Here is a 25,854-nt window from a genome sequence, read left to right as displayed (position 1 = left end):
CAGCCATCGCCCAGAACCTCAGGAAATTGGCCAAGATTTGCACCCTCGGAACAAACGTCCGAGCCACTTAAGGCGAGGAGGTCGCGTCGACCTTAATCAAGACGCTTCGGTGCGAGTGGATCCACGGCTTCATCGCCGACTTCTTCAACACTATCCACCCTGTGCTGCCCTTAGATGCTTCTGCTGGAAGGTCGTGATTGAGCCCGAAGCCGACAATCAGAAGCGGAATTGCCTTTCAATAAGTTGTCCATGCCGGCAGCCGAAATTTCCGCAGCCATCAGGAACCTATCGTGTAATCATCTTCCCATTTCCGTCCGCGCAAGTTCGATGCTTCGGCGGTGCGGATGTGTTATCTAGTTGCTTGTAGGAGTGGGGAGCGCCGATGGAACAGAAACTCTCCGTCATCATGGCCACTGACGTAGTCGGCTACAGCCGGCTGATGGAAATTGACGAGAAAGGTACTTTGTCGGCCCTGAAGAAGCATCGTCAGGAACTATTGGACGTCAAGGTCGCATTGCGTCATGGCCGCATCATCAAGCTCATGGGCGATGGCATGTTGGTGGAGTTCCGCGCCGTCGAGGAAGCGGTTCTCTGCGCGGTCGAAATCCAACGGGAGATGCGGACGAGGAACACGAACGTCCATCGCGATCGGCAAATAGAATTTCGCATCGGCATTAATATCGGCGACATCCTGTTCGAAGACGAAGACGTCTATGGTGACGGCGTAAACGTGGCGGCGCGCATCGAGAGCATCGCCAGGCCTGGGGGCGTCGCGGTCTCGGCATCGGTGCGCGATACTGTGGGCAACCGCCTGTATATCAGCTTCGAAGATGCGGGCGAGCAGGCGTTGAAGAACATTGAACGTCCGCTCCGGATTTTCAATGTCATCATAGATGATGACACGCCATCCAAGCACACGCCCACCGCCCTCATGGCACCGCCGTCGCTCAACGTTCAGGATAATCCTGCTATCGCGTCGAACAGAACGCTTCTCTATGTCTCGAGGTTTGTGAATTTGAGCGGCGATCCCGACCATGAGTATTTCGCCGCCGGCATAACCGAGGATATCGCTGCCGCATTGTCGCGCTTCTCCGGGTTAAACGTGATCGTTCGCTTGCCTCGTTCAGAGCCGCAACAGAATGCTCCGGCCACGCATTACACTCTTGAGGGGAGCGTGAGGCGGCTCGGCAATCGCGTCCGGGTCAATGCCAATCTGACCAATGCGTTACACGAACACATCTGGGCGGAGAAATACGATTTCGACCTTGTCGATATGTTCTACATCCAAGACGAGCTGTCCCAATCCATTCCGGCCGCCCTTAACATCAAGATCGAGGAGGCCGAGCGCCACCGTGTTCTCGGCAAACCGCTAACCGCACTGAGGGCATATGACTTTTACCTGCGCGGCAGGCATCTTGAGATGAGCTTGAATCCGGATGACGTCAGACTTGCCAGAGAGATGTTCGTCGCCGCGATCAACGACGATCCGGGCTACGCGCGCGGATACCTGGGACTCGCCTGGCTCGAGATACACAGGCTGAAATGGAATGAGCGCGTCGATCTGGAAACCACGCTGGCAAGTGCATTCGCTTCGGCGAGCAAAGCCCTTGAACTCAGTCCCTACGACGCCAACGTCCACTGGGCGCTGGGCGTCGTTTACCTCTGGCGGGGGGAAGCTGAAAGAGCAATAGGCTGTTACGAACGCGGCCGCGAGCTTGCGCCCAACAATTGCGATCTCCTCGCCGAATATTGCGATGCCTTGGGCTATCTCGGGCGTCTCGAGGACGCGACCAGAATCGGAGAACTGGCTTTACGGCTCAATCCCAGCCGACCCGACTGGTACCTTTGGAACATTGCGGCCAGCAAATACCTTTCCGGAAACTACCTCGAAGCCCTGTCCCTTTTGGAAAAGATGGCGGACCTTGGTTCCGCCTACCGCTTGCTGGCGGCAACATATGCCCAACTTGGTCGCTTGGAGGACGCCCGTCGCGCCGCTAGCGAACTTCTCAAGCTCAATCCGGAATTCTCGATCGAGCGATACAGCTCCCGCGCGCCATATCGGGATAAGGCTCTCCTTGCCCGATACATCGAAGGGTTGCGGCTCGCTGGCCTCCCGGAATGAAACGCTGGGCATTCGTAGGTAAATCACCGATTTTAAGCAGTCGCCTTGTTCTTTCGGCGGCCATAAATCAGGCATGGCCGGCGCCTCCTTGTAGCGCAACGCCCGGCGCTCCGGGAACAAACCTGCATGGAAACGAGTTTCTGCTCATCGAGATGTGAGGGAAAGCCATGTCCAGACTTGTTTTGGCGGCCGCCGTGCTGCTTGTCGGCGGATCGGCCTTTGGCGCGGACGAAAATCCGGTGCCGCCGCAGAATGCCAAGAAGCTGTCGGAAATCATCGCCAAGGTCGAGCAGCGCGACGACTTCCGCTACATCAAGGAAATCGATTGGGACAACGATGGCTACACCGTCATTTATTACACGAGCGACAAGGCCAAAGTTGAAATCACCTATGATCCGGTGACAGCCGCGCCGAAATGAAGCTGGCCGCCAACGGTCCAGATTCTAACAATGGCGCGCCTCGAAGGCCCCCGGCCTTCGGCAGACGCTTGCGTAGATATGACTTTGATGGCTGACTGGGTGCTATCATTGCGCGCGGGGGTGGGCATGGCGACGGTAAAGCACGTATTGAAACGCTTTCTGATGATGCTCGCGGGTTATTTCATAGCGGTACTGGTTGGGCTGATCGCGGTGGCGGCGATCTATGGCGGGCTGAGTTCGCTGCCAAATGCGCCGAATTATTTCGACGTCATGGGTGTCACCCCCGTTGCGGTGCTTCTGTTGCCGCCGCTCGGTATGTTCATCTATTTTCTGACGATCGTGCTGACCGGCCTGCAGACGCTGATCTTCGCACTGATTGCCGAGTTTTTCTCGCTGCGCAGTTTTTGGCTACACATGGTCTTCGGCGCGGCGGCCGCGGTTGGCGGCTTCGCCTTGATCTGGCCCAGTGTACCGGATGACACGAACCCGGAGCGCTGGGCCGATATCGGCATCATTGCCGCCGCAGGCGTTGTCGCGGGCCTGGTCTATTGGCTCATCGCCGGACGCGATGCCGGTTTCCGGCGTCCACTGTTTCAGCGCTAGAACCGCATTCGTCAGCTTGCCGGCGAACGCACCGCTTCCGTGCTGTCGAGCGCCTGCTGCAGCCTTGTATCGCGGCCGTAGACGTCGTTGAAGTATTCGACCTTCCCGGACAGGTCCGGCCATGCGGTGAAATAGGCGACATAGACCGGGATCTTGCGTGTCACGTCCTCGGTCGAATGTCCGTGTTTCAGTTTGTCCTCGATGTAGTCGACCGAGGTGCCGAGCACGGCAGCGGCCATGCCGCGCGGATCCTGCAAGCGAACGCAGCCATGGCTGAGCGCACGCATGTCGCGCTGGAAAAACGACTTCTGCGGCGTATCGTGCATGTAGATTGCATGCTTGTTGGGGAACAGTATCTTCAGCTCGCCCAGCGCATTGGCCTCGCTTGGCAGCTGGCGCACGCCGTAGGGTATCTTTGCGCCGTAGGCGCCCCAATTGACCGAGGACGAGGGAATGCGCTTGCCGCGGGCATCGACCACCTCGTAGCCGGCGCGGTCGAGATAGCCAGGATCCCGGCGCAGCCGCGGCAGCATCTCGTTGACCAGGATCGATTGCGGCACGCCCCAATAGGGATGGAAGTCGACCTGCTCTATCTGGTCATAGAAGAAAGCAGTCTGGTTGGTGGGCCTGCCAACCACGGCGCGGGTCTTCAGCTTCTCCTCGCCATCATCGATATAGCTCGCGGTGAAAGCCGGCTGGTTGATGAAGACGCGCGGGCTGCCAAGGTCGGAAGGCAACCAGCGCAATTCTTCGAGCGCAACCCGAACCTTCTGAACTTTGTCGGCCTTGGACGTTCCGGCCAACGATGCAACGGTACGCGGGCCGATGACGCCGTCGCCTTTCATGCCGGCCCGTTTCTGCACCGCCTTGATCACCGGCACCAGCTCCGGATCGTAGACCTCGCTGGTAGCGAGCCTCGCCAGGACCTCGCCATAGGCGCCGCCCATCTCGTCATCGAGATTGCGCGCGATCTTTGTCAAAAGCTTCGGCAGCTCGGGGCTGGTCTGCCCCGGCTTCAACAGCAGATCGGGATCGATGGTGATTTCGTCTTCGGCGCTGGCCTGGAGCGCTTCCAGTTCGACGCGCAGCGCCTGATACTCGGAATTCTGTGGATGCCGTGACTCGAGATAAGTGCGCACTTGCTGGGTATGGGCCAGCGTCTTCAGCACCCCTTCCATGTCGAGCGGCTTCGGCGGAAAATCGTAGTAGCCGGTTATGCGGTTGGGATCGACGCGGCCGCTTTGTGCGTCACGGGCGTAGCGCAGGACACGCGCCGACAGCGCCATCTCGAAGCGGACCAGCTCTTTCAGGCGTTCATCGACATTGCCCGCCGATGTGCCTGCTGCCGGAACTTCGACGGTGTAGTCGGCGGGCGTCAGGCCGTAGCTCGCGGCCTCGCCCAGCACCCGCACGGCATCCTGGGCACGGCTGCTGGGACTGGTTCCCGCCACCCAGATGAAATCCGGATTGGCCGAGTAATAGGCGATCAGCGCCTTGGCGATGTCCTTCTCGGCGTAGAGGTCATAGCCGTCGAGGCCGGCAATGGCTTCGCGGAATGCAGCCCCGGTGGCCGCCGGCTCGAAAGCAGCGTCCTGAGGCGTTGCTGGTTCAGGCGCTGCCGACAGTGCCGAAAAATCGACGCGCACCAGCGGATCGCTCTTGTAGGTATAATAGGACGGGCTGCTGATTTGCGCACCACCACCGGAAGCGGCCGGCGCCTTGGGCTTCGGCTTGTATTTTGACGGTGGCGGCGGAAAGTTACCTTTCGGCGGTGCGTGTTTGACGCCGCCGCCGAAAAGCATGTCGAAGAACCCTTGCGCTTCAGCCTTCGGCGCCCCGAAGGCCAGCATTGCCGCGGCCACCGCAAACGGCAGCACGGTTGCTTTGTTTCCAAGGACTTTCATGGATCACCCGCTCCGGTTGAACCGGATCCCGTTCCGCACCGCTTTCACGGTCTCGCCCACCGCATGGCGGATGTAAGGCGTGACTACACTGATTCATACTGATTTCGTTAAGCTTTCATAAATTTCGGAACGTCTGTTGCAGAACGGTTTCACAAGATCGTGACGGGTCGAGTCAATCCGTCATCGCCCCCGTTAATGATAGCGCCCGTGAGCCAAGCCTCAAGCGTTGGCGCCGCCGTCGATGGTCAATGCCGTGCCTGTCACGAAGCGCCCTTCGGGACCGGCAAGCCAGGCGACCATGCCGGCGATCTCGTCGGCCGTGCCGAAGCGAGGCATCGCCATCTTCTGGCGCTGATGCTCGGCGTGCGGGCCGGCTGCCGGATTCATGTCGGTATCGGTCGACCCCGGATGGACGACATTGGCGGTGATGCCGCGCGGACCGAGATCGCGTGCAAAGGCCTTGGTCAGGCCAACCAAGGCAGCCTTGCTTGCCGAGTAGGCGCTCAGGCCGGCGTCCGTGGCACGCTCGGCCAGATTGCTGCCGATCGAGATGATCCGGCCACCCTCGCCCATATGCGCTGCTGCCGCCTTGGCGGCGACGAACGGGGCTCTGAGGTTGACCTCCATCGTCTCGTCGAAATCGGCAAGCGACAGGGCATCGATCGGCGCAGCGCGCCAGATGCCGGCGCTATTGACCAGGATGTCGAGCCGTCCGAAGGCTGTTGCTGCCTCATCGACTGCCGCCTCGATCGCCCCAGCATCGCGATTGTCGGCCTTGATGGCAAAGGCCCGGCCGCCGGCCGCCTCGATTTCCCTGACCACCGCACACGCCCCTTCCTCGCCATTCACATAGGTGATCGCCACGCCTGCCCCGTCGGCCGCGAGCCTTCTTGCGATCGCCGCACCAATGCCGCGGCTGCCGCCGGTGACGAGGGCGACCTTGCCGTTCAAGCTTCTGGATGACATCTGCTTCTCCATTTTGTAGTGATTGATACATAAATATCTGCCAGCCTTGCTGAACCACGTCAACGGAATTATGTATCGATCAATACAGAAAGAATGCCATGCCGGAACGAGGCCGCCCCCGCACCTTCGATCGAGCCGCCGCCTTGCGGCGCGCAATGGAAGTGTTTTGGGCCAAGGGTTATGAGGGCGCGTCGATAAGTGACCTGACCGCTGCAATGGGCATCAACTCACCCAGCCTCTATGCCGCCTTCGCCAGCAAGGAAGCGCTGTTTCTCGAGGCAACCGAGCTTTACACGCGGGTCGAGGGAACCGAGATCTGGTCCGCGCTGGAAAAGGCGCCGACCGCGCGCGAGGCCGTCGAACGGTTCCTGCGGCAGACTGCCAGGGCCTATTCACAGAGCGGTCGTCCGCAAGGCTGCCTTATCACGCTCGGCGCATTGCACCAGGATTCAAGCCGCGGCGCCATCTGCGATGATCTGCGCCGTCGCCGCGCCGAAAACCGCGAAGTCTTGCTGAGACGCCTCGAGCGTGGCGTCGCCGAGGGAGAGTTGCCGGCCGATTTCGACTGCGGTACGGCCGCGACCTTCTACGCGACCGTGCAGCACGGCATGTCGATCCAGGCGCGCGACGGCGCGTCGCGCTCGGCTCTTCTGGCGACGGTGGCCGGGGCAATGGCGGCTTGGATAGCGATGGCCAGCACCGGGGCAGCGTGACGTCGAACCCGGCTGACAAGAACGATATTCAGGTCACTGCAGAGACGGCTCGAGCCTGCCGGCAACGAAGCCAACGGCACGCTCCGCCACACCCCTGTCGGCGAGAATGCGGCGGTGGCCGAGCCCGTCGGCCCAGTAAAGCCGCACATGGTCGCCGGCGCGCGTGTAGAGCCTTGCATGCTCGGCGGACACTTCGCGGTCGTCCGGCGCGTGGATCACCAGCGTCGGCAGCGGCGTGCTTGCGAGCTGGCGGTCACCGGTGAACTCGTGCAACGGCCGGCCGGCGATGCGCTCGACCCGGTCGGCCATGGCGGCCTGCGAGCGCGAGCCGACATTCAGCATGCGGCTGAAATCAGCGAAGATCGCCGGCAGCGAGCTCGGCGCGGCGATAAGCACCAGCCGCCCGGCCGCCAATCGCGGGATGTTCCTGATCGAACCGGCGACGGCGTTGGCGGCAACGGCACCACCAAAGGAATGGCCGACAATGGCCGCGAACGGGCCGAACCATTCGCCGGCAACCCGTGCCGCATCGACCGCACTGACCAGGGTAAGCCGGCGGCCCTGCGACTGGCCGTGGCCCGGCAGGTCGAGCGAGACCACCTTGTAGCCGGCATCGCGATAGGCTTCGATCAGCGTGCGCATGTATTCGGTGCGCGAACGCCAACCATGGATGACGAGCACGGTGCCGGCAGCCGCCCTGCCCGGCTCGGGCCGGAACTCATGCACCATGACGCAGCCGGTTCTGGTCTTTAGCCGATGATGGCGTGCCTGGGTCATGAAATCGGCGGCGCGGTCGATTGCGCGGCGCTCGCCTTCGCTCAAGCTTTTCTCGTGCGGCGTGCGGCAGAACAGCTCGAATGCAGCACGCCCGGTGAGTCGCGGTGCCACATGCTCAGCCACGCCGAACGTGCCGCGGATGACCTTCAGTCCAAATGATGCCATAGTGGCGATCCATTCATTGGTTCAAGCATGAACATAATAGTTCAAACATGAACATTAAGCAAGACCTGCCCTGGGACAACCCGCGTTTTCGCAACTGGGTCGCGGTGGCGCGCGCCTGCCATGTGCTGGAACGCACCCTGGCGGTGAAGCTTGCGCCGCTCGACCTGAAGCCGGCGCAGCTCGACGTGCTGATGAACCTCTACCGTCATCCCGGCATGTCGCAGCACGACCTCGCTCGCCGGCTGCTGGTCGGCCGCTCCAACATCACCATGCTTTTGCCGCAGCTGGAGACCCGCGGTCTGCTGCGCCGCGAGGGCGACGAGAAGGACAAGCGCGTGCTGCGGCTTGCGTTGACCGAGGCCGGCGAGGCACTGCTGATGCAGGCGCTGAAGGTCCATATGGCGCTGATCGAGAAGGCGATGAGCCAGTCGACACCGGAACAATGCGACATGATCGGCGAACAGATGCGTAGGGTTGCCGAGGTTTTGAAGACCGCCTGACAGCCCAGTGCTCCACCACCAGATGCTTCACCACATCGATTTTTTCGCGCGCTCGGGCCATTCCTTGTCGTAGACCTCGCCGTCAATGTTCTTGCGGCTGGTGATTTCCAGGATTTGGCCGGGAGTCGGCAGCGATCTCGGGTCGACATGCCTTGCCGGGTTCCACAGTTCCGATCGGTGGATGGCGCGGGCGCACTGGAAATAAACCGCATCGATCTCGATGATCGTCACCGAGCGCGCCGGCTTGCCCTCGACGGCGAACGAGGCGCAGAGCCCGGTATTGGTGGTGATGTGGGCGCGGCCATTGACGCGCAGCGTCGTGCCGGAACCCGGCACGAGGAACAGGAGCGCGACGCGCGGATCGCGAAGGATGTTCCTTAGCGAATCGGCACGGTTGTTGCCGCGCCGGTCCGGCATCATCAGCGTTTTCGGATCGTGGATACGGACGAAGCCGGCGAGATCGCCGCGCGGCGAGCAGTCCAGCCCTTCTGGCCCGCAGGTTGCGAGCGCGGCAAACGGCGAAGCCTCGATGATAGCTGCGTATTCACGAATCAGCTGGTCGAGTTCCTTGACCACCGACGCCTCGCCGGGCAGGCCATAGAGCGCTTCAAGCTGTTCGATGCTGGTGATCATGGACATGTTTTCGTCTCCAAACCGTTGCCGGCGCTACTCCAGATGGATGACGTTTTCACGACAAGTGCCCGTTTGCCGGTCATCAGGAAACGGGTGTCGAGGCAACGCAAACAAGGGCAAACCGCTTTACCTGCATGATCGTGCCAACGGATACGGAGGTCAAAAATGGATAAACCGCTCGACCGGCGACGCACCGCCATGGAACTTATTGAAAACATGTTCGATGTTGAAATGCGTTTCCTGCAATCAGGGTCGGAGAGCCTCGATGTGCTTGCCGGCGCATTTCATGCCGAGATTGTCGTGCATGAGCCGCGCTCCCTGCCCTATGCCGGTGACTGGAACGGCCTCGACGGCGTTGGCGCCCTTTTCCGCAAAATGCGGGAAATCTGGAGCGACGTGGCGGTGGAGGACCTTCAGGTCGCCCAAAACGATGACACGGTGTTCATGAGCTGCTCGCTTTCGCTGACGTCGCGGGCCAATGGTGCAACCATCAAACAGCCGTTTGCCGAAGTCTTGCGCTTCAAGGATGACCGGCTGATCGAAGGCACGCCGTTTTATCACGACACCAGCGAAATACTGGCGATCCTGCGTTGACCTGAGAGTCCTGCGGGATCCATTTCAGCGGTCGCGGCTCAGCCCCTTCTCTTCCAGCTCGGCGAGATAGGCGGCCCAGCGTGCATCCTTCTCATGACCCAGCGTATGCAGGTAATTCCAGGTGAAGATGCCGGTATCATGGAAATCGTCGAAGGTGATGCGCACGGCATAATTGCCGACCGGCTCGATCTTCAGAATCGCTACATTGCGCTTGCCGGGAACGGTGACGCGCTGTTCGGGCGAATGGCCCTGCACCTCGGCCGATGGCGAGGCGACACGCAGCAGCTCGGCCGACAATTCGAACGGCTGATGGCCCGGAAAGGTGACGGAAAGCAGCTTGCGGTCCTTCGAGACCCTGAGTTCTTTTGGCGCTGTCATGCTGATGGATCCTGCGGAATGCCACCCTTCCCTACGCCGCTTCGCGTCGAGGGAACAGGCCGCATGGAAAGTTCCGACATGATCTGTCGGCGTCGGAATGTTACCGATGATCGCGAGCTTCTATCTTGAATGGCAAGTTGGCTCGTATCACATAGCCATATATAACGAAGCCGTTCGCGGCCACGGAAAGCGCATACGCATGGATATGATCGATCCTTTCGGTCGCACGATTACCTACCTGCGCGTGTCGGTCACCGACCGCTGCGATTTCCGCTGCACCTATTGCATGGCCGAGGACATGACGTTCCTGCCCAAGAAGGACCTGCTGTCGCTGGAAGAGCTCGACCGGCTCTGCACGGTCTTCATCGAAAAGGGTGTGCGCAAGCTCCGCCTCACCGGCGGTGAGCCGCTTGTGCGCAAGAACATCATGCACCTGGTGCGCCAGCTTTCGCGGCATCTCGAGAGTGGTGCACTGGAAGAGCTGACGCTGACCACCAACGGATCGCAGCTTTCCCGCTTTGCCGCCGAGCTCGCCGACTGCGGCGTCAAGCGCATTAACATCTCGCTCGATACCCTCGATGCCGACAAATTCCGCCAGATCACCCGCTGGGGCAATCTGGACAAGGTCATGGACGGCATCGACGCCGCGCAGGCGGCCGGGCTAAAGGTAAAGCTCAACGCCGTGGCGTTGAAGGACTTCAATGACGCCGAATTGCCGGAAATGCTACGCTGGGCGCATGGCCGCGGCATGGATCTGACGGTCATCGAAACCATGCCGATGGGCGAGATCGACGCCGACCGCACCGACCAGTATTTGCCGCTGTCGCTGCTGCGCGCGGCTCTCGAACGCCAGTTCACGCTAAGCGACATTCCCTACAAGACCGGTGGCCCGGCCCGCTATGTCCAAGTCGCCGAGACCGGCGGACGGCTGGGCTTCATCACGCCGATGACGCATAATTTCTGCGAAAGCTGCAACCGGGTCCGGCTGACCTGCACCGGCACCCTTTACATGTGCCTCGGCCAGGAAGATGCGGCCGACCTGCGCGCGCCGCTGCGTGCGTCGGAAGGCAACGAGCTGGTCGCCGGTGCCATCGACGAAGCAATCGGCCGCAAGCCCAAAGGCCACGACTTCATCATCGATCGCCGCACCAACCGTCCGTCGGTGTCGCGGCATATGAGCGTCACCGGCGGCTGATTTTTGGCCGATTTCGTGCAAGAATAATCGCCTTGGCACCGGCGCGAGGCAAGGCGTGCAGCGGTTTTTTGCAGTCCTGACGTTTTTCGGAGTGATGGCGGGGACCACGGCAGTTGCCGCGCCATTTACCTACACGAACGAGCGCTTCGGTACCATCTGCACCTTTCCGGACGAAATCTTCACTCTTCGCCAGCCTGAGCCGGACAATGGCGATGGACAACAATGGCTCACTGCCGATGGCGCCAGCCTGATCTGTTCGGGTATCCTCAACATCGATGATGACACCCCGACAGCCTTCGTCTCCGCCGAGAGGGCCGGCAAGGAACCTGGCTACAGGATCACCTACAGCAAGACCGGCAAGGACTGGGCGGTGCTGTCGGGCATCAAAGGCGGGAACATCTTCTATGAACGCTGCCTGTTCGGAAAAGACGGTGTCATCCGCACGGTCTGGATCGACTACCCGCCAGCCCTGAAATCGAAATACGACCCGCTCGTCGATGCGATCGCCGGCAGCCTCAGGGGACCGTGAGCATCCGGCGACGTCAGAACTTATTGGCAGCCTATTGTTTTTGCTAGCGAGTCACGGTTGTTGGCGCGTGTAGTCATATCGTACGGCAAGCCATTTTTTGCCGCTGCCATTGGCCTGGAGGAAATGTTGGTCGGCCACTTCGTGATTGTCGCCGTCCCTGGAAATGACGAAATCGGAGGCCGTGAACCGCCCTTCGACCTCGGGGCCGAAGCCGACGAAACCAAGCGGCTGGAACAGGAGTGAAATCTTGCCGTCCTCCTCACCACCAAAACTCCAGGCGGGCATGATCCCTGCCGGGAAACGGGTGTCCATGGAGACATACTTCCAGCGGCCCTCCACCCGGTCATAGCTCAAATAGGCTATCCGCTGGAAGTCCGGCATTTTCGACCCGGGCGCCGGGCGCATCACCTCCTGCATGAAGGGACCGATCATCGTGCGCTCGGCCACCAGCCCGGTCATGACGATCGGCTGCGCACCGGGCGTTGGCCAGATCGTGTTGACGACGGACCATTTCCCGACGCGGCGAGCGAGCTCATCCGCTTCGTGACCCGGCGTGGACATCCGTTCGACTGCCGACGCCGAAGCGCCGTTCTCGGCGAACGCAGGCGCTATCGCCATGAGGATGACCGCCAGGGCAGAAGAGAACCGGAAAGCCGACGAAACATGCCGCCTGCTGCCTGTGCCAAGCCAGTCCGCATTGCCTCGTGCATTCATCATGGACCATCTCCCCAACACGATCAGAAGCTTACAATGACCAATTTGGTGAATCTTGCCGAGCAAATTTGATCTCGTCGAAAAATTTCCTCGCGCCGCAGTGTGATAAATTTGCCCTCCGGACCCATCCTTTAGAACGGCACCTTTTTGGGGTCACACCCAGAAAAGGTCTTGTCCGCAAACGGTCACCGGATTTACCGCAAGCCCATTCGGGCCTAGCCTCTGCTCTGGAGCGGTTCTTCGCCCAGTGGGGGAATACGATATGCGCAAACTCATTCTTTCTCTTGCATTGCTCAGCCTCGCGGCCCTGCCCGCGGCGGCCCAGTCGATCGGCGGCACCTATGCCGTGGCCGGCACCAATTTCGATGGGTCGTCCTATGGTGGCGACGCGACGATCACGCTGACCAGCGAGACGACCTGCACGATCCATTGGGAGACAGGCGGCTCGTCCTCGGACGGTATCTGCATGCGCAACGATGATGCCTTCTCCGCCGGTTATGTCATGGGCAAGGCGGTCGGTCTTGTCGTCTACAAGGTGCAGGACGACGGCTCGCTGCGTGGCCTGTGGACGATCGCCGGCAAGGAAGGCAACGGCACCGAGGTACTGACGCCCAAATAAGCCCTGCCGCTCTTGCGCGACAGATGTTACGGGCCATAGAAAGGCTGTGGCCCAGCCCTTTGACGTTGCTGTTTTGCGGGTGCCTGCTAGACGCTTGCTGCAGGACTCACCGGTAATCGCCTTGCCTCTTTCGCCAAACCTGCGCGGCGCGTTGTTCATGATGGTGGCCATGGCTGGTTTCACCCTCAACGACGCTATCACCAAATTCTCGTCGGAATCGATGAACATGGCGCAGGTCATGCTGATCCGCGGCGCCTTTGCTTCGCTTTTCGTTGGCCTGCTTGCGTGGCAACGCGGCGCGCTTGCCCGGCCAGGTTCGATGCTGCAGCCGACCGTTGCGCTGCGCGTCGCCGGCGAGGCCGGCGCCACGGTGTCCTTCCTGGTTGCTCTGGCGCATCTTCCGATCGTCAATGTCTCCGCCGTGCTGCAGGCGCTGCCGCTGGCGGTGACGATGGGCGCAGCGCTTGTGTTCAACGAGGGCGTCGGCTGGCGGCGCTGGCTGGCTATTGCCGTCGGTTTTGCCGGCGTGCTGATCATCGTACGGCCGGGCTTCGAAGGGTTCAGCGTCTTTTCTCTGCTGGCGCTGGCCAGCGTGGCATGCTGTGCAGTGCGCGATCTCGCCACGAAGCGGATACCGCAGGCAATTCCGACATTGCTGGTGTCGAGCGCCACCGCCCTTGCCATGACGTTTCTGGGCGCGGCATTGCTTTCACCGATGGGCGGTTGGACACCGATGACAGGACAAAGCACGGCGTTCCTGGCGCTGGCGGCGGTGCTCGTGCTCATCGGCTACCACTTCATCATCACGGCGATGCGGGTGGGCGATATCTCCTTCATCGCGCCGTTCCGCTACACCGCCCTGCTCTGGTCGATCCTGCTTGGCTTCACGATCTTCGGCGATGTCCCGGATCTGCCGATGATCCTCGGTGCCACGATCATCATCGGCTCAGGCCTCTATGCACTCTACCGCGAACGGATCGTCGGCCGGCGAAAAACAGCCGCCGAAAGCACTGGACCGGACATGGCGCCGGACGGCATATAGAGTGACTGTCGACGACTGTCTGATTTGAAAACTGGATTTTGGGTCTGGGCAGCAAACGATGGGGCGACATATCGCAGGGATCATTCTGGCCGGCGGCCGGTCGAGCCGGATGGGCGGCGGCGACAAGACGCTGCTTGCGCTTGGCGACGGTACCCTGCTCGACCGTGTCGTTTCGCGCCTTGGCCCGCAGGTCGGTCCGCTTGCGCTAAACGCCAATGGCGATCCGACACGGTTTGCCGCGACGGGGCTTCCGGTGCTTGCCGACACCGTCAAAGGTTATGCCGGGCCGCTTGCCGGGATACTGACCGGCCTCGAATGGGCTTCCGACACGACTTGTCAGGCGCTGGTCACGGCTGCCGGCGATACGCCTTTCCTGCCCAAGGATATGGTCGAGCGGCTGCTCGCGGCAACCTATGCGCGCCCGGGCTCTATCGCGGTCTCCTGTTCCGGCGGCAAACGGCATCCTACCTTTGCACTCTGGCCGCCAGGGTTAGATCAGGCCTTGCGACAATTTCTCGTCGAGGAAGACAACCGGCGCGTTGCGGCGTTCATCGACCGGCACGGTTTTGTCGAGGTAGAATTTCCCATCCTGAAATCCGGCGGGGCCGAGATCGATCCGTTCTTCAACATCAACACCCCCGACGACCTTGCCCAGGCCGCGCATCTGTTGCGGAGCATCGAGCCATGAAAAGACGTGTCTTCGGCATCACCGGCTGGAAGAACTCCGGCAAGACGACATTGACCGAAAAGCTGGTGGCCGAGTTCGTCCGGCGCGGCTGGAAAGTGTCGACGGTAAAACACGCCCATCATGATTTCGACATCGACAAACCCGGAGCGGACAGCTTTCGCCACCGGCAGGCGGGAGCAGTGGAGGTCGCGGTCGTGTCGGGCAGGCGCTGGGCGCTGATGCACGAATTGCGCGGCGAGGACGAGCCGACGCTGGACGCGATCCTGTCACGGCTGGCACCCTCCGATATCGTGCTGGTCGAGGGTTACAAGCGCGAGGCGCACAAGAAAATCGAGACGCGACGGCTCGAGGCCAAGGACCGGACACCGCTCTCGGCAGGCGATCCACACATTGTCGCCATCGCGTCCGACTTCCACATTGTCGGCGAAGACCTGCCGGCCTTCGATCTCGACGACACGAATTCGATAGCTGACTTCATCGAGCGCGCCACCGGCCTGACGCGCTGAGATCGCGGCCGCAGGGGGCTTCCGGCCACTTTCTCTCCATTCAGGCGTTTGACCCAGCGTCACCGTTTTCTGAACATGACCTTCCCTCAAGCGACGGTTTTGCAGTTGCTTTTTCTTGGGAAAGAATGGGAGTATCGCGCCAGCGGGCGGTCAAAAGCACCGCCCACAGAGCCGTTCGGGAACGACGGCCGGGACCAACAGAGAGGACCATTATGCGTATTGCACTGCGTATCGCGCTCGCCGCTTCGGCTGCGCTGCTGACGCTTGGCGTTGCCCAGGCGCAGGAAAAAACCTTGAGGATCGGCACCGAGGGAGCGTATCCGCCATTCAACAACCTCACCGCCGACGGCCAACTCGTGGGCTTCGATATCGACATCGCCAAGGCGCTTTGCGACGAGATGAAGGTGAAGTGCACCTTCGTCGCGCAGGACTGGGACGGCATCATTCCAGCCCTTCAGGCAGGCAAGTTCGACGCTATCGTCGCGTCGATGTCGATCACGCCGGAACGCGCCGAGAAGGTCGACTTCACCCACAAATATTACAATACGCCGCCGGCGATCGCCGCGCCCAAGGACACCGACATCAAGGGTGTCACCAAGGAAGATTTGGCCGGCAAGACGATCGGCGTGCAGGCGTCCACCACGCATTTCAACTATTCGACCAAGACTTATACCGACAGCACCGTCAAGCCGTACCCGACCGCACAGGAATACCAGCTCGATCTGGCCAATGGCCGGCTCGATGCCGCCAACGACGACGTCGTCGTGCTGCAGCAATGGCTGGATTCGCCGGACGGCGCCTGCTGCAAGCTGGTCGGCACAATCAAGCCGGTTATCGAAATCCACGGTCCGGGCGCCGGCATTGCCGTGCGCAAGGGCGAGACCGACCTGGTCAACCAGTTCAATGCGGCGATCGACGCCATCCGCGCAAACGGAAAGTACAAGGAAATCAACGACAAATACTTCAAATATGACGTTTATGGCGGCGAGTCCTGATCGACCGACATAGGAGGACGTGAACGGCGGGAGATTCCCGCCGTTCTTATAAGGACGCCGCGCACGAGGGGTGATGCGGTACGGGTCTCGAAGAGCCTCAAGGAGAACAGGCAGGCGGATGCAGAGCGCACTGACGCTTCTCAGTTGGGGACCCGAAGGCTGGCTCGACGACATCGCCGCGGGTGTATTTGTCACGGTATGTCTTGCGCTGGCCACTCTGCCCTTCGGGCTGACGCTCGGCTTTTTCGTGGCGCTGGCCAAACAATCGGAAGAGCCGTCGCTGAGACTGGCCGGGAACATCTACACCACGATTTTTCGCGGAATACCCGAGCTGCTCACCCTATTTCTCATCTTCTTCGGCATCCCATTGATCCTGCAGTACATTGTCCGGCTGGTGAGCCCTGGAACGTCCGCCGACGTCAACAGCTTCGTCGCGGGCATGATCGCGCTGTGCTTCATTTTCTCCTCTTATTCCAGCGAGGTGTTTTTATCCGCGTTCCGCGCGATTCCAAAAGGGCAATATGAGGGAGGCTATTCGGTTGGCCTGTCCAGCGGCCAGACGATGCGGCTGATCGTGTTGCCGCAGTTGATCCGCATCGCGTTGCCCGGACTTGCCAATCTCTGGCTTATCCTGCTCAAGGACACCGCGCTCGTCTCGGCCGTCGGGCTCAACGAGATCCTCCGGCAGAGCGGGGTTGCCGCTCGCGTCACCAAGCATGCCTTCCTGTTTTACGGCTTTGCCGGCCTGATCTATCTCCTGCTGGCGATCGTCTCCTCCTTCGGCATCAATGCGATCGAACGAGCGGTCGGCGGCAGCGAGGTCAAGAGATGAGCCTGGCCACCGACACGCTGAAGGTCGACCGGCCGCCGCCGCCCGCACGCGGCTGGTCGCGCCAACGCATCCTCGGCCATGTCCTGGTCGGCCTGTGGATCGCTCTCGGCATCGGCATGGTCGTCTACCTGGTCGCTGCGTGGAACCCGGAGTTCTTCCAGAAATATGCACCCGGCTACATTTCCGGCCTCGGCATCACCCTGTTGCTGGTTGCCATCTCGATTGTGCTTGGCGCAATCCTGTCGGTGCCCATCGCCTATGCACGCATGTCGAAGAACCCGATCCTCTCGGGGTTTGCCTATGCCTATGTCTATTTTTTTCGCGGCACGCCGCTGTTGGCGCAGACCTTCCTGGTTTACTACGGGGTCGGCTCCTTCCGGCCGGAACTCGAGATGGTCGGCCTGTGGGGTTTCTTCCGCGAGGCGTTCAACTGCGCGATCTTCGCCTTTTCGCTGAATACGGCCGCGTACCAGGCCGAGATTTTGCGTGGCGCGATCGAGAGCGTGCCGAGAGGCCAGTGGGAAGGTGCCGCCTCGCTCGGCCTGCATAAACTACAGACGATGTGGAAAATCATCCTGCCGCAGGCGCTGATTGTGGCGCTACGCCCCTATGGCAACGAGATCATCCTGATGATCAAGGGCTCGGCAATCGTCGCCATTATCACGGTCTACGATTTGATGGGCATCACCCGGCTCACCTATGCGCGCACCTTCGACTTTCAGTCGTATATCTGGGCGGCGATCATCTATCTGATCATCGTGGAAACATTGCGCCACGGCGTCGAGTGGATCGAACGGCGCATCACCATCCACCTGCACCGCTGACTCCCATCGCCTTGCCTGATCCGGTAAGAAGACCGCAAAGCAGGCTTCTAAGGGATTCGAAAACATGGCTTCGGTGGCATTTCTTGGTCTTGGCGTCATGGGTTATCCGATGGCCGGACATCTCAAGAACAAGGGCGGTTACGATGTCACCGTCTACAATCGTACCAGCGCCAAGGCCGAGCAGTGGGTTGCCCAGCATGGCGGCAGCCTCGCTGCAACGCCGGCAGAGGCGTCCGAGGGAAAGGACTTTGTCTTTTCCTGCGTCGGCAATGACGACGATCTGCGTTCGGTGACGACCGGCGCCGCAGGCGCGTTCAGCTCCATGAGGAAAGGCGCCATCTTCATCGACAATACGACCGCATCGGCCGAAGTCGCGCGCGAACTGGCGCAGCACGCGCAAGCGCTCGGCTTTTCGTTTCTGGATGCCCCGGTCTCCGGCGGCCAGGCAGGCGCCGAGAACGGCGTGCTGACCGTGATGGTCGGCGGCGAGCCGGACGCCTTCGACAGGGCCAAGCCAGTCATAGATGCTTATGCCCGCATGGTCGGATTGATGGGACCGGCCGGGGCTGGCCAGCTCACCAAGATGATCAACCAGATCTGCATCGCCGGCCTCGTTCAGGGCCTGGCCGAGGGCATCCATTTCGGCAAGAAGGCAGGGCTCGACATCGAAAAGGTCATCGAGGTGATTTCCAAGGGTGCGGCCGGTTCCTGGCAGATGGAGAACCGGCACAAGACGATGAATGCCGGCAAATATGATTTCGGCTTCGCCGTCGACTGGATGCGCAAGGATCTTGGCATCTGCCTCGCCGAGGCCGACCGCAATGGCGCCAAACTGCCGGTGACGGCACTTGTCGACCAGTTCTACAAGGACGTGCAGGCGATGGGCGGCAAGCGCTGGGACACGTCCTCGCTGCTGGCGCGGCTGGAGAAATAGGACTTCACCGTGGCCGAGCTTTCGCCTCAATCCAGCGCCGATGAAATCGTTGCTCATCTGCGCTCGATCGCCTCGGAGGAAAATCGGCTTGGCATGCTGCGCTACGGCATCAAGATCGAACGTGCGCTCGGTATCTCGCATGGCGTGCAGCGGCAGATTGCCAAGAAAATCAAGCGCAACCATGAGCGTGCCTTTGAGCTTTGGCAGACAGGCATCATGGAGGCGCAGTTCATCGCTTCCGTGACAGCCGATCCGGAGCGGTTCTCCTCCGCGGATGCAAGACGATGGGCGGCGACTTTCGACTCGTGGGATATCGTCGACGGGGTCTCCGATCTCTTTGTCGACACGGATTGCTGGAAGGAATTGATCGCCGAATTCGCGGTCGACGAACGGGAATTCGTTCGACGCACGGCTTTTGCGATGATGGCCTGGTCGGTAGTCCACCGGAAGAAGGAACCCGAGACGACCTTCCTCGAATTCTTGCCGATCATCGAAGCGCATGCGACCGACGCCCGCAATTTTGTGAAGAAGGCCGTGAGCTGGGCGCTTCGTTCGATCGGCAAGCGATCGATGAATTTGCACGGCCCTGCCCTTGCCGTGGCGCTAAAACTGGCGGCCTCGACAGACAGGACCGCACGCTGGATCGGCAAGGACGCCGTGAAGGAACTTTCCGATGCCAAGACGCTCGAGCGGCTCGCCGCCAGAAAAGCTTGACCTGAGCGAAGTGCGCTTCACCGAGGTGAAGCAATCGACGCGCGCCGATTTCGAAAACCTGTTCGAGCAACCCGGCGGGCCGAAATACTGCTGGTGTATGGCTTGGCGCAATCTCGACCGCCGCGAGCATGTCGAGAACGACGAGACGAAACGCGCGATGATGACGCTGATAGACGCCGGCACGCCGGTCGGCATTGTCGCCCAGATCGATGGCCGGACCGTCGGCTGGTGCTCGATTGCGCCGCGCGAGACCTACCGCAAGCTGTCACGGCAGCAGGACGATAGCGAGATGGGCATCTGGTCGATCGTCTGCTTCTTTGTGCCGAGAGCGTTGCGCGGCGGCGGGCTGGCAAGCGCATTGCTCGACGCGGCCATCGATCACGCCTTTGCCAAAGGCGCCAGGACGATCGAAGCCTATCCCGTCGACCAGGCTTCGCCGAGCTACAGCTTCATGGGTTTTCGCGACATGTTCGTCGCCCGCGGCTTTCGCGAGATCGGCATGACCGGCTCACGCCGGCATGTGATGCGGCTTGAGCGTTGACCTGTGAGGCAGCGGCAGCTTTACTTGATGTCCGCAGATCAAGGCTCAACGGCGGAGCAGCGATGAGCAACCGTTTTAAATCAGGCACGATCATGGCAACTGCCTTGTTGGCGTCCGCGATCGCGGCAAGCGCTTCCACTGGGACCACGCACATTTTCTGGAAGGATCTGCGCCCGGCTACCCAGGCAGCCGCCGAAAGCGTCGGACTGCCGATGATCGCGGCCAAAATGCCGGATCGTGGCGAGACGCTCTCACTCGACTTGCAGGACAAGACCGTGCAACTCGCAGGCTATGCGCTGCCGGTCGACCGCGATGGTGATCTCGTCTACCAATTCCTGCTGGTGCCGTGGACGGGAGCCTGCAGCCACATGCCGACGCCGCCGCCCAACCAGATCGTCCTCGTCACGCCTGCACAGCCTTACAGGATGTCCGAGGCCTACCAGCCGGTTTCGGTGACCGGCGCATTACGGCCGGGCATGGAGAAGAGCCAGCTTTTCATCCTCGACGGCGTCAGTGTCATCCAGTCGGGCTACACCGTGCGCAAGGCCGAGGTGGTTAACGTCGGCGCCGTGCCGGACACGATCACGCTGCCGGTCAACTCGCCCTGGAGTTTCCTCAACAAAAAGAAGAACTAAACAGAAAAATCTCAGGCGGCGTTGGCGCCGGACTCCTTGTCGAGCATCATGTAATCCAGCGGCATCTCGGTCGTGTATTTGATCTGCTCCATGGCGAAGGAAGACGACACGTCGCGGATCTCGATCTTGGCGATCAGCCGCTTGTAGAAGGCGTCGTAGGCGGCGATATCGGGCACCACGACGCGCAAGAGATAGTCGACGTCGCCGCTCATGCGATAGAATTCGACCACTTCCGGGAATTCCTGGATGACCTCCGAAAAGCGCCGCAGCCATTCATGGCTGTGCGAATTGGTGCGGATCGAGACGAACACCGTTACCCGCACGTTGACCTTTTCATGATCGAGGATGGCGACGCGCCGCTTGATGACGCCCTCTTCCTCGAGCTTCTGGATGCGCCGCCAGCACGGCGTCGTCGACAGGCCGACCTTCTTGGCGACGTCGGCGACTGCAAGCGTCGCATCCTCCTGCAGGAGGCGGAGAATTTTTCTATCAAGGCGGTCCATTGGGTGCTCCCCTGATGCAAGTCGTCCAAGTGCGCAGCGGCCTTGGCACAACGACATGCATAAAAACAAGAATTTAACGCGCGTCCCCTCATGCGCGGCGCGCTTCGAGGAATGGATTACCATAATCCCTCTTGCTCGAGCCTATTACAAGAAAGAAATTCTGCCGCATAGTGCGAAAGCGAGTGATTTCTTGCTGAATGCCTAGCCGAGGCGATAGCGGATTTCCGATCTCAGAAAGGGCAGCAAATCCATTTCAAACCATGGATTGCGCTTCAGCCAGCCGGTGTTGCGCCAGGACGGGTGCGGCAGCGGCAGGACTTTCGGGTCGGTTGCCGCCGCCCAGATGGCACGCCAATCCATGACCGTTTCCGTCAGCGAGGGACGGCGCGCCGCGCCCATATGCCAGCTTTGCGCGTAGATGCCGATCGTCAGCACCATATCGACTTGCGGCATCAGCGCCATCAGCGATGTGCGCCAGGCCGGCGCACATTCGCGGCGCGGCGGCAGGTCGGCGCCCCTGGCGTCCTGACCGGGAAAGCAAAAGCCCATCGGCACGATGGCGAATTTGTCCGTGTCGTAAAATTCCTCGCTGCCGACGCCCAGCCAGCTTCGCAGCCGGTCGCCGGAGGCGTCGGTGAACGGCATCCCTGTAATGTGAACCTTGGTACCCGGCGCCTGGCTGGCGATCAGGATACGCGCACTCGACGATGGCCTGAGCACCGGACGCGGCTGGTGCGGCAACGGCCTGCCGGCCGGGTTATCGACGCAGGTGCGGCAGGCGCGTACCCTCGCCGCCAAGGCTTCCAGCTCTTCGCTCATTCGGAACTCGTTGTCAGGCGGCGGCACTCGGCCGGCTGGAGATTTCCCGATGCCAGCGCAGCACGTTCGTGCACTCTTCGGGTACCTTGATGCGAGCCGGCTTCATGAAGTCGATGGCGACCAGCCCGGTGATGTCGGCGATCGAATAGGCATCGCCGGCGACGAATTCCCTGCCGGCGAGCTCAGTGTCCAGAAATCTCAGGAATTCGATCGCCTTCGGCTTGTTGGCCTCGCCCCATTCGGGGATTTGCGGGATCTCCCATTCCCTCATTGCGGGGTGGATGTGCCGGAACGCCGCAGCGACGCAGCCGAACAGATTGAACTCCACACGTCTTTGCCACATCTCGACGATCGCCTTGCCGAGCGCGCCACGCCCGAACAAAGCCGGCTCGGGGTGCAGTTCCTCGAAGTAACGACAGATTGCGACGGATTCGGTGATGACAGTGCCGTCGTCGAGCTCGAGCACCGGTAGACGCTTCAGCGGATTGCGCGAGCTGACCGGCTGCTCTTTGTGCTCCAGCGCGCCCATGTCGACGGGCACCAGCGGAACCTGAAGTCCCTTTTCGGCCAGAAAAATCCGAACCCGGCGTGGGTTGGGCGCGCGCCCGCCGTCGAACAGCTTCATCTCTATCCTCCTCGTCCGCCTCGACGAACTATAGGCACAGCTCACCAGAAGCGAAAAATTTTGCGCAAGGCGTCGCCGATCGACGCCAAGGTACCGTGCTTTCTTTCAACCAGCTCGTGGCCGTGGCTCTCGCGCCAGTTCTTCGGCTCGTCGAAAGTTCCGCCCCAGATGCCGGCTTTGCCCGCGCGCGCAGCAGCTTCCTCGGTCTCGAAATCGCCAAAGGCGACCGCCCAGCCGGCCTCGACCTGTGCGCGGTTGAGATCCTTGCCGCCGGCCTTGCAGTCGCCGAGCAGCCTGCCGTAGCGGTCCCGCTGCCAGCCGCTGCAGGAGACGGCTTTGCCGGCGATCAACCGCACCAGGGACTGCCGCGCGAGCTTGCCGCAAGGATAGTCGGCACCGTCCTTGCGGCAGATCTGCGAATATTCCGGCGCGTCGATGCCACGCATGCGGATGCGCTCGCCGCCGAGCGTGATGCTATCGCCGTCATTGACAGTGGCCGCGCCCTCCGTCTTGCGCGTCTCGATCCGGTCGAGTCGCGCCGCCAGGAGGATCGCCAGGCCGAGCACGATGAGTGTCAGCCCATAGTCCATCAGTCGGCGCCACAGGCTTCGCGGACGCGGCGCATAGTATCGCTGGCGCGGCCATCGCGACCACGAACGGCTCATATGGCAAACCGTTGGTTAATCATTCGAACGTAGCTTAACGATTTGAAATTGCTGCCCGCGTAAATTGAAGACTTCATGCCCGTGCAACGCTCGACCATGGCAGACAAGTTTATTGTGGACCGCAGAAAACGCCATCGCAACAGCGATGTCGCGCGCGCGGTGCGCAAGACGCGCGACCGTCTTTCGCAGCAAGCCGGAAATCCCGACTTCGACCGCGAGCTGTTGAAGCTCCACGCGCTTTCGATGACCGGCGGCGTGATCGTCATTCCGCTGCTCATCCTGGCAACGGCCGCGGCAGGCTTGTTCGCGGGCGTCGGCAAGGAGATCGGCGTCTGGGCGCTGTTCACATTCATCTGCTATACCATCGTTGCATTCATGGCCAGACGCGTCACTCAAGCGTCCGAGCTCAACCCGCTGGAAACGCATAGGGATTTCCTGATCGGCCATTTTCTGTGCGGGCTTGGCTGGGCCTGGTTCGCATGGCTCGGCTGCGAAGCTTGCCAAATGGATCAGTTCCAGGTCGCCAAGGCGGTGGTGCTGCTGCTCGCCATGTCGGCAACTGCGATCCTGGCCTCGTCCCTGCGCGGTGCGCTGTTGGCGACCTTCGCGCTCCCGGTCGCCATCTATGCTTATGCCAGTGCGAAATTATGGATGCCGGTCGAGGCGATCATGGCAGGCTTGCTGATCGCCTCGTTGCCTTTCTTCGCCTATGTAGCGCGCCAGCTCAACCGTTCCTCGCTGATGCTGCTGTCGTTCCGCTCCGAAAAGGATGCGCTGATTGCCGAACTGGAGACGGCGAAATCGATGTCGGACGAGGCACGGCGGCGGGCGGAAGACGCCAATCTGGCGAAATCGCGTTTCCTGGCCTCGATGAGCCACGAACTGCGCACACCGCTCAACGCCATTCTCGGCTTTTCTGAAGTGATGGCCAACGAGGTGCTCGGCCCGATGAGCAACCCGACCTATCGCGACTATGCCCGTGACGTGCACGACTCCGGACAGCATCTGCTCGACCTGATCAACGAAATTCTCGATTTGTCGCGCATCGAAGCGGGCCGCTACCAGCTCAACGAGGAGCCGATGATGCTGCTCTCAGTCGTTGAGGATTGCTGCCACATGATGGAGCTGAAGGCGCGCAACAAGGACATCCGCATCGTCCAGGATTTCGAAAACGCCTTGCCGCGCCTGTTTGCCGACGAACGCGCGGTGCGGCAGATTGCGCTCAACCTGTTGTCCAATGCCATCAAGTTCACCGCCACCGGCGGCGAAATCCGCGTGCGCGTCGGCTGGACGGCGGGCGGCGGGCAATATCTCTCCGTCAAGGACAATGGGCCGGGCATACCGGAAGACGAGATTCCGATCGTGCTCTCGGCCTTCGGCCAGGGCTCGATCGCCATCAAGAGCGCCGAACAGGGCACCGGGCTTGGCCTGCCGATCGTGCAAGGCTTGCTGGCCATGCATGGCGGCGAATTCCAGCTCCATTCCAGGCTGCGCGAAGGCACCGAGGCGATCGCCATCTTCCCGCTGAGCCGGGTAATGGAGGAACTGCCGGCGCTGCCGACCAAGGCCGTTGCCTCGCGCCGGCGCTGAATGCTCAACCGCGGACCGCCGCTGCCATGCCGGAGCTGGTCAGCGCGGCCGCCTTGATCAGGCCGGCGGCAAGAGCCGCCCCTACTGCCTCGCCTTGACTGACGCCCAGATCGAGCAGCGGGCGAAGGCCGAGGCGCTCGGCGGCCTTGGCATGACCAGGCTCCGGCGACAGGCTTGCGAGGAGACAATGATCGAGCGCGGCGGGGTTGGCGGCATGTAGGACACCAGCGGCGGCAGTCACCGCAAACCCATCGAGCAGCACCGGGATCTTCTGCATCCGCGCCGCCAGAATGGCGCCGCAGATCGCGGCGAATTCCCGCCCGCCGACCCGGCGCAGCGCTTCCAGCGGGTCCTTGAGGCTCGCGCCGTGAAACGCGACCGCGGCATCGACCACCTCCGCCTTGCGCCTCTGCATCGCCGCGTCTGCCCCTGATCCAGGTCCGACCCAGTCGGCGCCGGTGCCGCCGAACAGTGCCGTGCAAAGGGCCGCAGCGACAGTCGAATTGCCGACGCCGAGGTCGCCAAGGCAAAGCAGGTCGGTACCGCCGGCAATCGCTTCCATGCCGAAGGCCATGGTAGCGGCACAACCGCGCTCGTCCAGTGCCGCATCCTCGGTAATGTCGGTTGTCGGGATGTGCAGAGCCAGATCGAACACCTTCAAGCCGAGATCGTTGGCGATGCAGATCTGGTTGATTGCTGCACCGCCGGCGGCGCAGAGCTCGACTGCATTTGCGGTGGCGGCGGCCGGGCGCGGCGAAATGCCGTGGCGGGTGACGCCATGATTGCCGGCAAAGATCGCCACCAATGGCCGCGTCACCGCCGGCGGCGCGCGGCCGCTCCACCCGGCAAGCCAGGCGGCGATGTCCTCGATGCGGCCAAGCGACCCTTTGGGCTTGTCTGCCTTGGCAAACAACTGGCGCACGCGGGCCTTGGCCGCCATATCTCCCGGCGGCAGGCTCACCAGGAGGTCGCGAAAATCGTCGAAAGGCAGCGTGCTGGTCATGTCGATGGCGATCGTCCGTGTGAATTGGTGAGCGGCATAGCCGCCTTGGCCAGCCGGCACAACCTCAAGCCGGCACAAGCTCCAGGCCTGGTACAACTTCGAGGTAT

29 protein-coding genes and 2 pseudogenes are annotated in these 25,854 nt (G+C 61.5%); 20 read left to right on the top strand and 11 right to left on the bottom strand.

The features are described 5' to 3' along the window. Positions 1-382: 382 nt before the first annotated feature. From NKH30_RS22085 to NKH30_RS22075, 3 genes are all read left to right on the top strand, one after another. Positions 383-2,122 (top strand): adenylate/guanylate cyclase domain-containing protein, encoded by a 1,740-nt coding sequence (locus NKH30_RS22085; RefSeq protein WP_352997046.1) that lies wholly within the window; start codon positions 383-385, stop codon positions 2,120-2,122. A gap of 167 nt (positions 2,123-2,289) precedes the next feature. After that, positions 2,290-2,541 (top strand): PepSY domain-containing protein, encoded by a 252-nt coding sequence (locus NKH30_RS22080; RefSeq protein WP_352997044.1) that lies wholly within the window; start codon positions 2,290-2,292, stop codon positions 2,539-2,541. A 126-nt stretch (positions 2,542-2,667) separates the two neighbouring features. Then, positions 2,668-3,144 carry a hypothetical protein gene (locus NKH30_RS22075; RefSeq protein WP_352448896.1) on the top strand — a complete coding sequence of 159 codons (477 nt, stop codon included), beginning with the start codon at positions 2,668-2,670 and terminating at the stop codon, positions 3,142-3,144. Between the two features lie 11 nt (positions 3,145-3,155). Here the strand turns inward: NKH30_RS22075 and NKH30_RS22070 are convergent, their stop codons facing one another. Further along, the gene (locus tag NKH30_RS22070) at positions 3,156-5,048 is read right to left on the bottom strand and encodes a L,D-transpeptidase family protein (protein WP_352997042.1); all 1,893 of its coding nucleotides are present in this window, start codon (positions 5,046-5,048) and stop codon (positions 3,156-3,158) included. 219 nt (positions 5,049-5,267) lie between these two features. Continuing rightward, entirely contained in the window at positions 5,268-6,014 is a 747-nt protein-coding gene (locus NKH30_RS22065) for a 3-oxoacyl-ACP reductase family protein (protein ID WP_352997040.1), read from the bottom strand. A 98-nt stretch (positions 6,015-6,112) separates the two neighbouring features. Here NKH30_RS22065 and NKH30_RS22060 point away from each other — a divergent pair, with 98 nt between their 5' ends. Next, positions 6,113-6,727, top strand: coding sequence for a TetR/AcrR family transcriptional regulator (locus NKH30_RS22060; protein WP_352997038.1), 615 nt, complete (start codon positions 6,113-6,115; stop codon positions 6,725-6,727). Positions 6,728-6,760: 33 nt separating this feature from the next. Here NKH30_RS22060 and NKH30_RS22055 read toward each other — a convergent pair whose 3' ends face one another. After that, positions 6,761-7,669: an alpha/beta hydrolase gene (locus NKH30_RS22055; RefSeq protein WP_352682765.1), complete on the bottom strand. Its 909-nt coding sequence runs from the start codon at positions 7,667-7,669 to the stop codon at positions 6,761-6,763. 47 nt (positions 7,670-7,716) lie between these two features. On the opposite strand from NKH30_RS22055, the gene NKH30_RS22050 reads away from it, so the two are divergent. Continuing rightward, entirely contained in the window at positions 7,717-8,169 is a 453-nt protein-coding gene (locus tag NKH30_RS22050; RefSeq protein WP_352502431.1) for a MarR family winged helix-turn-helix transcriptional regulator, read from the top strand. Positions 8,170-8,196: 27 nt separating this feature from the next. On the opposite strand, the gene NKH30_RS22045 is transcribed toward NKH30_RS22050, so the two are convergent. Then, complete coding sequence (locus NKH30_RS22045) at positions 8,197-8,808, bottom strand: pyridoxamine 5'-phosphate oxidase family protein (RefSeq protein ID WP_352997036.1); 612 nt, start codon at positions 8,806-8,808, stop codon at positions 8,197-8,199. Between the two features lie 159 nt (positions 8,809-8,967). On the opposite strand from NKH30_RS22045, the gene NKH30_RS22040 reads away from it, so the two are divergent. Then, positions 8,968-9,396 carry a nuclear transport factor 2 family protein gene (locus NKH30_RS22040; protein WP_352997034.1) on the top strand — a complete coding sequence of 143 codons (429 nt, stop codon included), beginning with the start codon at positions 8,968-8,970 and terminating at the stop codon, positions 9,394-9,396. 24 nt (positions 9,397-9,420) lie between these two features. Here NKH30_RS22040 and NKH30_RS22035 read toward each other — a convergent pair whose 3' ends face one another. Then, the gene (locus tag NKH30_RS22035; protein ID WP_352456745.1) at positions 9,421-9,774 is read right to left on the bottom strand and encodes a gamma-butyrobetaine hydroxylase family protein; all 354 of its coding nucleotides are present in this window, start codon (positions 9,772-9,774) and stop codon (positions 9,421-9,423) included. A 199-nt stretch (positions 9,775-9,973) separates the two neighbouring features. Between NKH30_RS22035 and moaA the strand changes: the two genes are divergently transcribed. Both moaA and NKH30_RS22025 read left to right on the top strand, forming a co-directional pair. Then, a complete protein-coding gene (gene moaA, locus NKH30_RS22030; RefSeq protein ID WP_352471888.1) occupies positions 9,974-10,969 on the top strand; it encodes a GTP 3',8-cyclase MoaA in 996 nt (331 codons plus the stop codon). A gap of 55 nt (positions 10,970-11,024) precedes the next feature. Further along, positions 11,025-11,498 carry a hypothetical protein gene (locus NKH30_RS22025; protein WP_352744201.1) on the top strand — a complete coding sequence of 158 codons (474 nt, stop codon included), beginning with the start codon at positions 11,025-11,027 and terminating at the stop codon, positions 11,496-11,498. Between the two features lie 51 nt (positions 11,499-11,549). Here the strand turns inward: NKH30_RS22025 and NKH30_RS22020 are convergent, their stop codons facing one another. Next, entirely contained in the window at positions 11,550-12,278 is a 729-nt protein-coding gene (locus NKH30_RS22020) for a hypothetical protein (RefSeq protein ID WP_352997031.1), read from the bottom strand. Between the two features lie 196 nt (positions 12,279-12,474). On the opposite strand from NKH30_RS22020, the gene NKH30_RS22015 reads away from it, so the two are divergent. The 11 genes and pseudogenes from NKH30_RS22015 to NKH30_RS21965 all read left to right on the top strand — a co-directional run bounded on the left by NKH30_RS22015 (position 12,475) and on the right by NKH30_RS21965 (position 20,542). Next, positions 12,475-12,831 (top strand): hypothetical protein, encoded by a 357-nt coding sequence (locus NKH30_RS22015; protein WP_352448884.1) that lies wholly within the window; start codon positions 12,475-12,477, stop codon positions 12,829-12,831. Between the two features lie 121 nt (positions 12,832-12,952). Then, on the top strand, positions 12,953-13,873 hold the full coding sequence (locus tag NKH30_RS22010) for a DMT family transporter (protein ID WP_352997029.1): 921 nt from the start codon (positions 12,953-12,955) through the stop codon (positions 13,871-13,873). Positions 13,874-13,931: 58 nt separating this feature from the next. Then, on the top strand, positions 13,932-14,561 hold the full coding sequence (gene mobA / locus NKH30_RS22005; RefSeq protein ID WP_352997027.1) for a molybdenum cofactor guanylyltransferase MobA: 630 nt from the start codon (positions 13,932-13,934) through the stop codon (positions 14,559-14,561). Continuing rightward, on the top strand, positions 14,558-15,067 hold the full coding sequence (mobB, locus tag NKH30_RS22000; RefSeq protein ID WP_352471893.1) for a molybdopterin-guanine dinucleotide biosynthesis protein B: 510 nt from the start codon (positions 14,558-14,560) through the stop codon (positions 15,065-15,067). Before mobA ends, mobB begins: the two co-directional genes overlap by 4 nt. Before the next feature lie 212 nt (positions 15,068-15,279). Then, complete coding sequence (locus NKH30_RS21995) at positions 15,280-16,062, top strand: ABC transporter substrate-binding protein (RefSeq protein WP_352471894.1); 783 nt, start codon at positions 15,280-15,282, stop codon at positions 16,060-16,062. A gap of 118 nt (positions 16,063-16,180) precedes the next feature. Further along, the gene (locus NKH30_RS21990) at positions 16,181-16,894 is read left to right on the top strand and encodes an ABC transporter permease (protein ID WP_023675013.1); all 714 of its coding nucleotides are present in this window, start codon (positions 16,181-16,183) and stop codon (positions 16,892-16,894) included. After that, entirely contained in the window at positions 16,891-17,718 is an 828-nt protein-coding gene (locus tag NKH30_RS21985; protein WP_023675012.1) for an ABC transporter permease, read from the top strand. Before NKH30_RS21990 ends, NKH30_RS21985 begins: the two co-directional genes overlap by 4 nt. A gap of 58 nt (positions 17,719-17,776) precedes the next feature. After that, positions 17,777-18,652, top strand: a pseudogene (locus NKH30_RS21980) (NAD(P)-dependent oxidoreductase); the annotation flags it as partial. A 9-nt stretch (positions 18,653-18,661) separates the two neighbouring features. Then, on the top strand, positions 18,662-19,366 hold the full coding sequence (locus NKH30_RS21975) for a DNA alkylation repair protein (RefSeq protein ID WP_352997025.1): 705 nt from the start codon (positions 18,662-18,664) through the stop codon (positions 19,364-19,366). Further along, positions 19,326-19,907: a GNAT family N-acetyltransferase gene (locus NKH30_RS21970; protein ID WP_352540522.1), complete on the top strand. Its 582-nt coding sequence runs from the start codon at positions 19,326-19,328 to the stop codon at positions 19,905-19,907. The genes NKH30_RS21975 and NKH30_RS21970 overlap by 41 nt, the downstream gene beginning before the upstream one ends. 62 nt (positions 19,908-19,969) lie before the next feature. Beyond that, positions 19,970-20,542: a DUF3299 domain-containing protein gene (locus NKH30_RS21965; protein WP_352997023.1), complete on the top strand. Its 573-nt coding sequence runs from the start codon at positions 19,970-19,972 to the stop codon at positions 20,540-20,542. 11 nt (positions 20,543-20,553) lie between these two features. Here NKH30_RS21965 and NKH30_RS21960 read toward each other — a convergent pair whose 3' ends face one another. The 4 genes and pseudogenes from NKH30_RS21960 to NKH30_RS21945 form a co-directional block, all read right to left on the bottom strand. Further along, entirely contained in the window at positions 20,554-21,045 is a 492-nt protein-coding gene (locus NKH30_RS21960; protein WP_023675006.1) for an Lrp/AsnC family transcriptional regulator, read from the bottom strand. Between the two features lie 201 nt (positions 21,046-21,246). Next, positions 21,247-21,864: pseudogene (locus tag NKH30_RS21955) on the bottom strand (uracil-DNA glycosylase family protein); the annotation flags it as partial. Between the two features lie 13 nt (positions 21,865-21,877). Continuing rightward, positions 21,878-22,489 carry a glutathione S-transferase gene (locus NKH30_RS21950; protein WP_352540524.1) on the bottom strand — a complete coding sequence of 204 codons (612 nt, stop codon included), beginning with the start codon at positions 22,487-22,489 and terminating at the stop codon, positions 21,878-21,880. 41 nt (positions 22,490-22,530) lie between these two features. Continuing rightward, positions 22,531-23,154 carry a thermonuclease family protein gene (locus tag NKH30_RS21945; protein WP_352997021.1) on the bottom strand — a complete coding sequence of 208 codons (624 nt, stop codon included), beginning with the start codon at positions 23,152-23,154 and terminating at the stop codon, positions 22,531-22,533. A gap of 75 nt (positions 23,155-23,229) precedes the next feature. Here NKH30_RS21945 and NKH30_RS21940 point away from each other — a divergent pair, with 75 nt between their 5' ends. Beyond that, positions 23,230-24,744, top strand: a complete 1,515-nt coding sequence (locus tag NKH30_RS21940; RefSeq protein ID WP_352997019.1) for a sensor histidine kinase — start codon at positions 23,230-23,232, stop codon at positions 24,742-24,744. A gap of 4 nt (positions 24,745-24,748) precedes the next feature. On the opposite strand, the gene NKH30_RS21935 is transcribed toward NKH30_RS21940, so the two are convergent. Further along, the gene (locus NKH30_RS21935; RefSeq protein WP_352540671.1) at positions 24,749-25,747 is read right to left on the bottom strand and encodes a nicotinate-nucleotide--dimethylbenzimidazole phosphoribosyltransferase; all 999 of its coding nucleotides are present in this window, start codon (positions 25,745-25,747) and stop codon (positions 24,749-24,751) included. Positions 25,748-25,854 lie beyond the last annotated feature (107 nt).

Source organism: Mesorhizobium sp. M1273, assembly GCF_040318195.1.
Classification (GTDB): Bacteria; Pseudomonadota; Alphaproteobacteria; order Rhizobiales; family Rhizobiaceae; genus Mesorhizobium.
Note: the sequence above shows the minus strand (reverse complement) of the source record. Positions and strands in the feature narration are given on the sequence as shown.

Coding starts and splice junctions, on each gene's coding strand:
- NKH30_RS21985 (WP_023675012.1), top strand. CDS start 16,891: ATGAGCCTGGCCACCGACACGCTGAAGGTCGACCGGCCGCCGCCGCCC.
- NKH30_RS21970 (WP_352540522.1), top strand. CDS start 19,326: ATGCCAAGACGCTCGAGCGGCTCGCCGCCAGAAAAGCTTGACCTGAGC.
- NKH30_RS21935 (WP_352540671.1), bottom strand. CDS start 25,747: ATGACCAGCACGCTGCCTTTCGACGATTTTCGCGACCTCCTGGTGAGC.
- NKH30_RS22050 (WP_352502431.1), top strand. CDS start 7,717: ATGAACATTAAGCAAGACCTGCCCTGGGACAACCCGCGTTTTCGCAAC.
- NKH30_RS22045 (WP_352997036.1), bottom strand. CDS start 8,808: ATGTCCATGATCACCAGCATCGAACAGCTTGAAGCGCTCTATGGCCTG.
- mobB (WP_352471893.1), top strand. CDS start 14,558: ATGAAAAGACGTGTCTTCGGCATCACCGGCTGGAAGAACTCCGGCAAG.
- NKH30_RS22085 (WP_352997046.1), top strand. CDS start 383: ATGGAACAGAAACTCTCCGTCATCATGGCCACTGACGTAGTCGGCTAC.
- mobA (WP_352997027.1), top strand. CDS start 13,932: ATGGGGCGACATATCGCAGGGATCATTCTGGCCGGCGGCCGGTCGAGC.
- NKH30_RS22065 (WP_352997040.1), bottom strand. CDS start 6,014: ATGTCATCCAGAAGCTTGAACGGCAAGGTCGCCCTCGTCACCGGCGGC.
- NKH30_RS22080 (WP_352997044.1), top strand. CDS start 2,290: ATGTCCAGACTTGTTTTGGCGGCCGCCGTGCTGCTTGTCGGCGGATCG.
- moaA (WP_352471888.1), top strand. CDS start 9,974: ATGGATATGATCGATCCTTTCGGTCGCACGATTACCTACCTGCGCGTG.
- NKH30_RS21960 (WP_023675006.1), bottom strand. CDS start 21,045: ATGGACCGCCTTGATAGAAAAATTCTCCGCCTCCTGCAGGAGGATGCG.
- NKH30_RS21945 (WP_352997021.1), bottom strand. CDS start 23,154: ATGAGCCGTTCGTGGTCGCGATGGCCGCGCCAGCGATACTATGCGCCG.
- NKH30_RS21940 (WP_352997019.1), top strand. CDS start 23,230: ATGCCCGTGCAACGCTCGACCATGGCAGACAAGTTTATTGTGGACCGC.
- NKH30_RS22040 (WP_352997034.1), top strand. CDS start 8,968: ATGGATAAACCGCTCGACCGGCGACGCACCGCCATGGAACTTATTGAA.
- NKH30_RS22075 (WP_352448896.1), top strand. CDS start 2,668: ATGGCGACGGTAAAGCACGTATTGAAACGCTTTCTGATGATGCTCGCG.
- NKH30_RS22070 (WP_352997042.1), bottom strand. CDS start 5,048: ATGAAAGTCCTTGGAAACAAAGCAACCGTGCTGCCGTTTGCGGTGGCC.
- NKH30_RS21990 (WP_023675013.1), top strand. CDS start 16,181: ATGCAGAGCGCACTGACGCTTCTCAGTTGGGGACCCGAAGGCTGGCTC.
- NKH30_RS22055 (WP_352682765.1), bottom strand. CDS start 7,669: ATGGCATCATTTGGACTGAAGGTCATCCGCGGCACGTTCGGCGTGGCT.
- NKH30_RS22015 (WP_352448884.1), top strand. CDS start 12,475: ATGCGCAAACTCATTCTTTCTCTTGCATTGCTCAGCCTCGCGGCCCTG.
- NKH30_RS21995 (WP_352471894.1), top strand. CDS start 15,280: ATGCGTATTGCACTGCGTATCGCGCTCGCCGCTTCGGCTGCGCTGCTG.
- NKH30_RS21965 (WP_352997023.1), top strand. CDS start 19,970: ATGAGCAACCGTTTTAAATCAGGCACGATCATGGCAACTGCCTTGTTG.
- NKH30_RS22035 (WP_352456745.1), bottom strand. CDS start 9,774: ATGACAGCGCCAAAAGAACTCAGGGTCTCGAAGGACCGCAAGCTGCTT.
- NKH30_RS22060 (WP_352997038.1), top strand. CDS start 6,113: ATGCCGGAACGAGGCCGCCCCCGCACCTTCGATCGAGCCGCCGCCTTG.
- NKH30_RS21950 (WP_352540524.1), bottom strand. CDS start 22,489: ATGAAGCTGTTCGACGGCGGGCGCGCGCCCAACCCACGCCGGGTTCGG.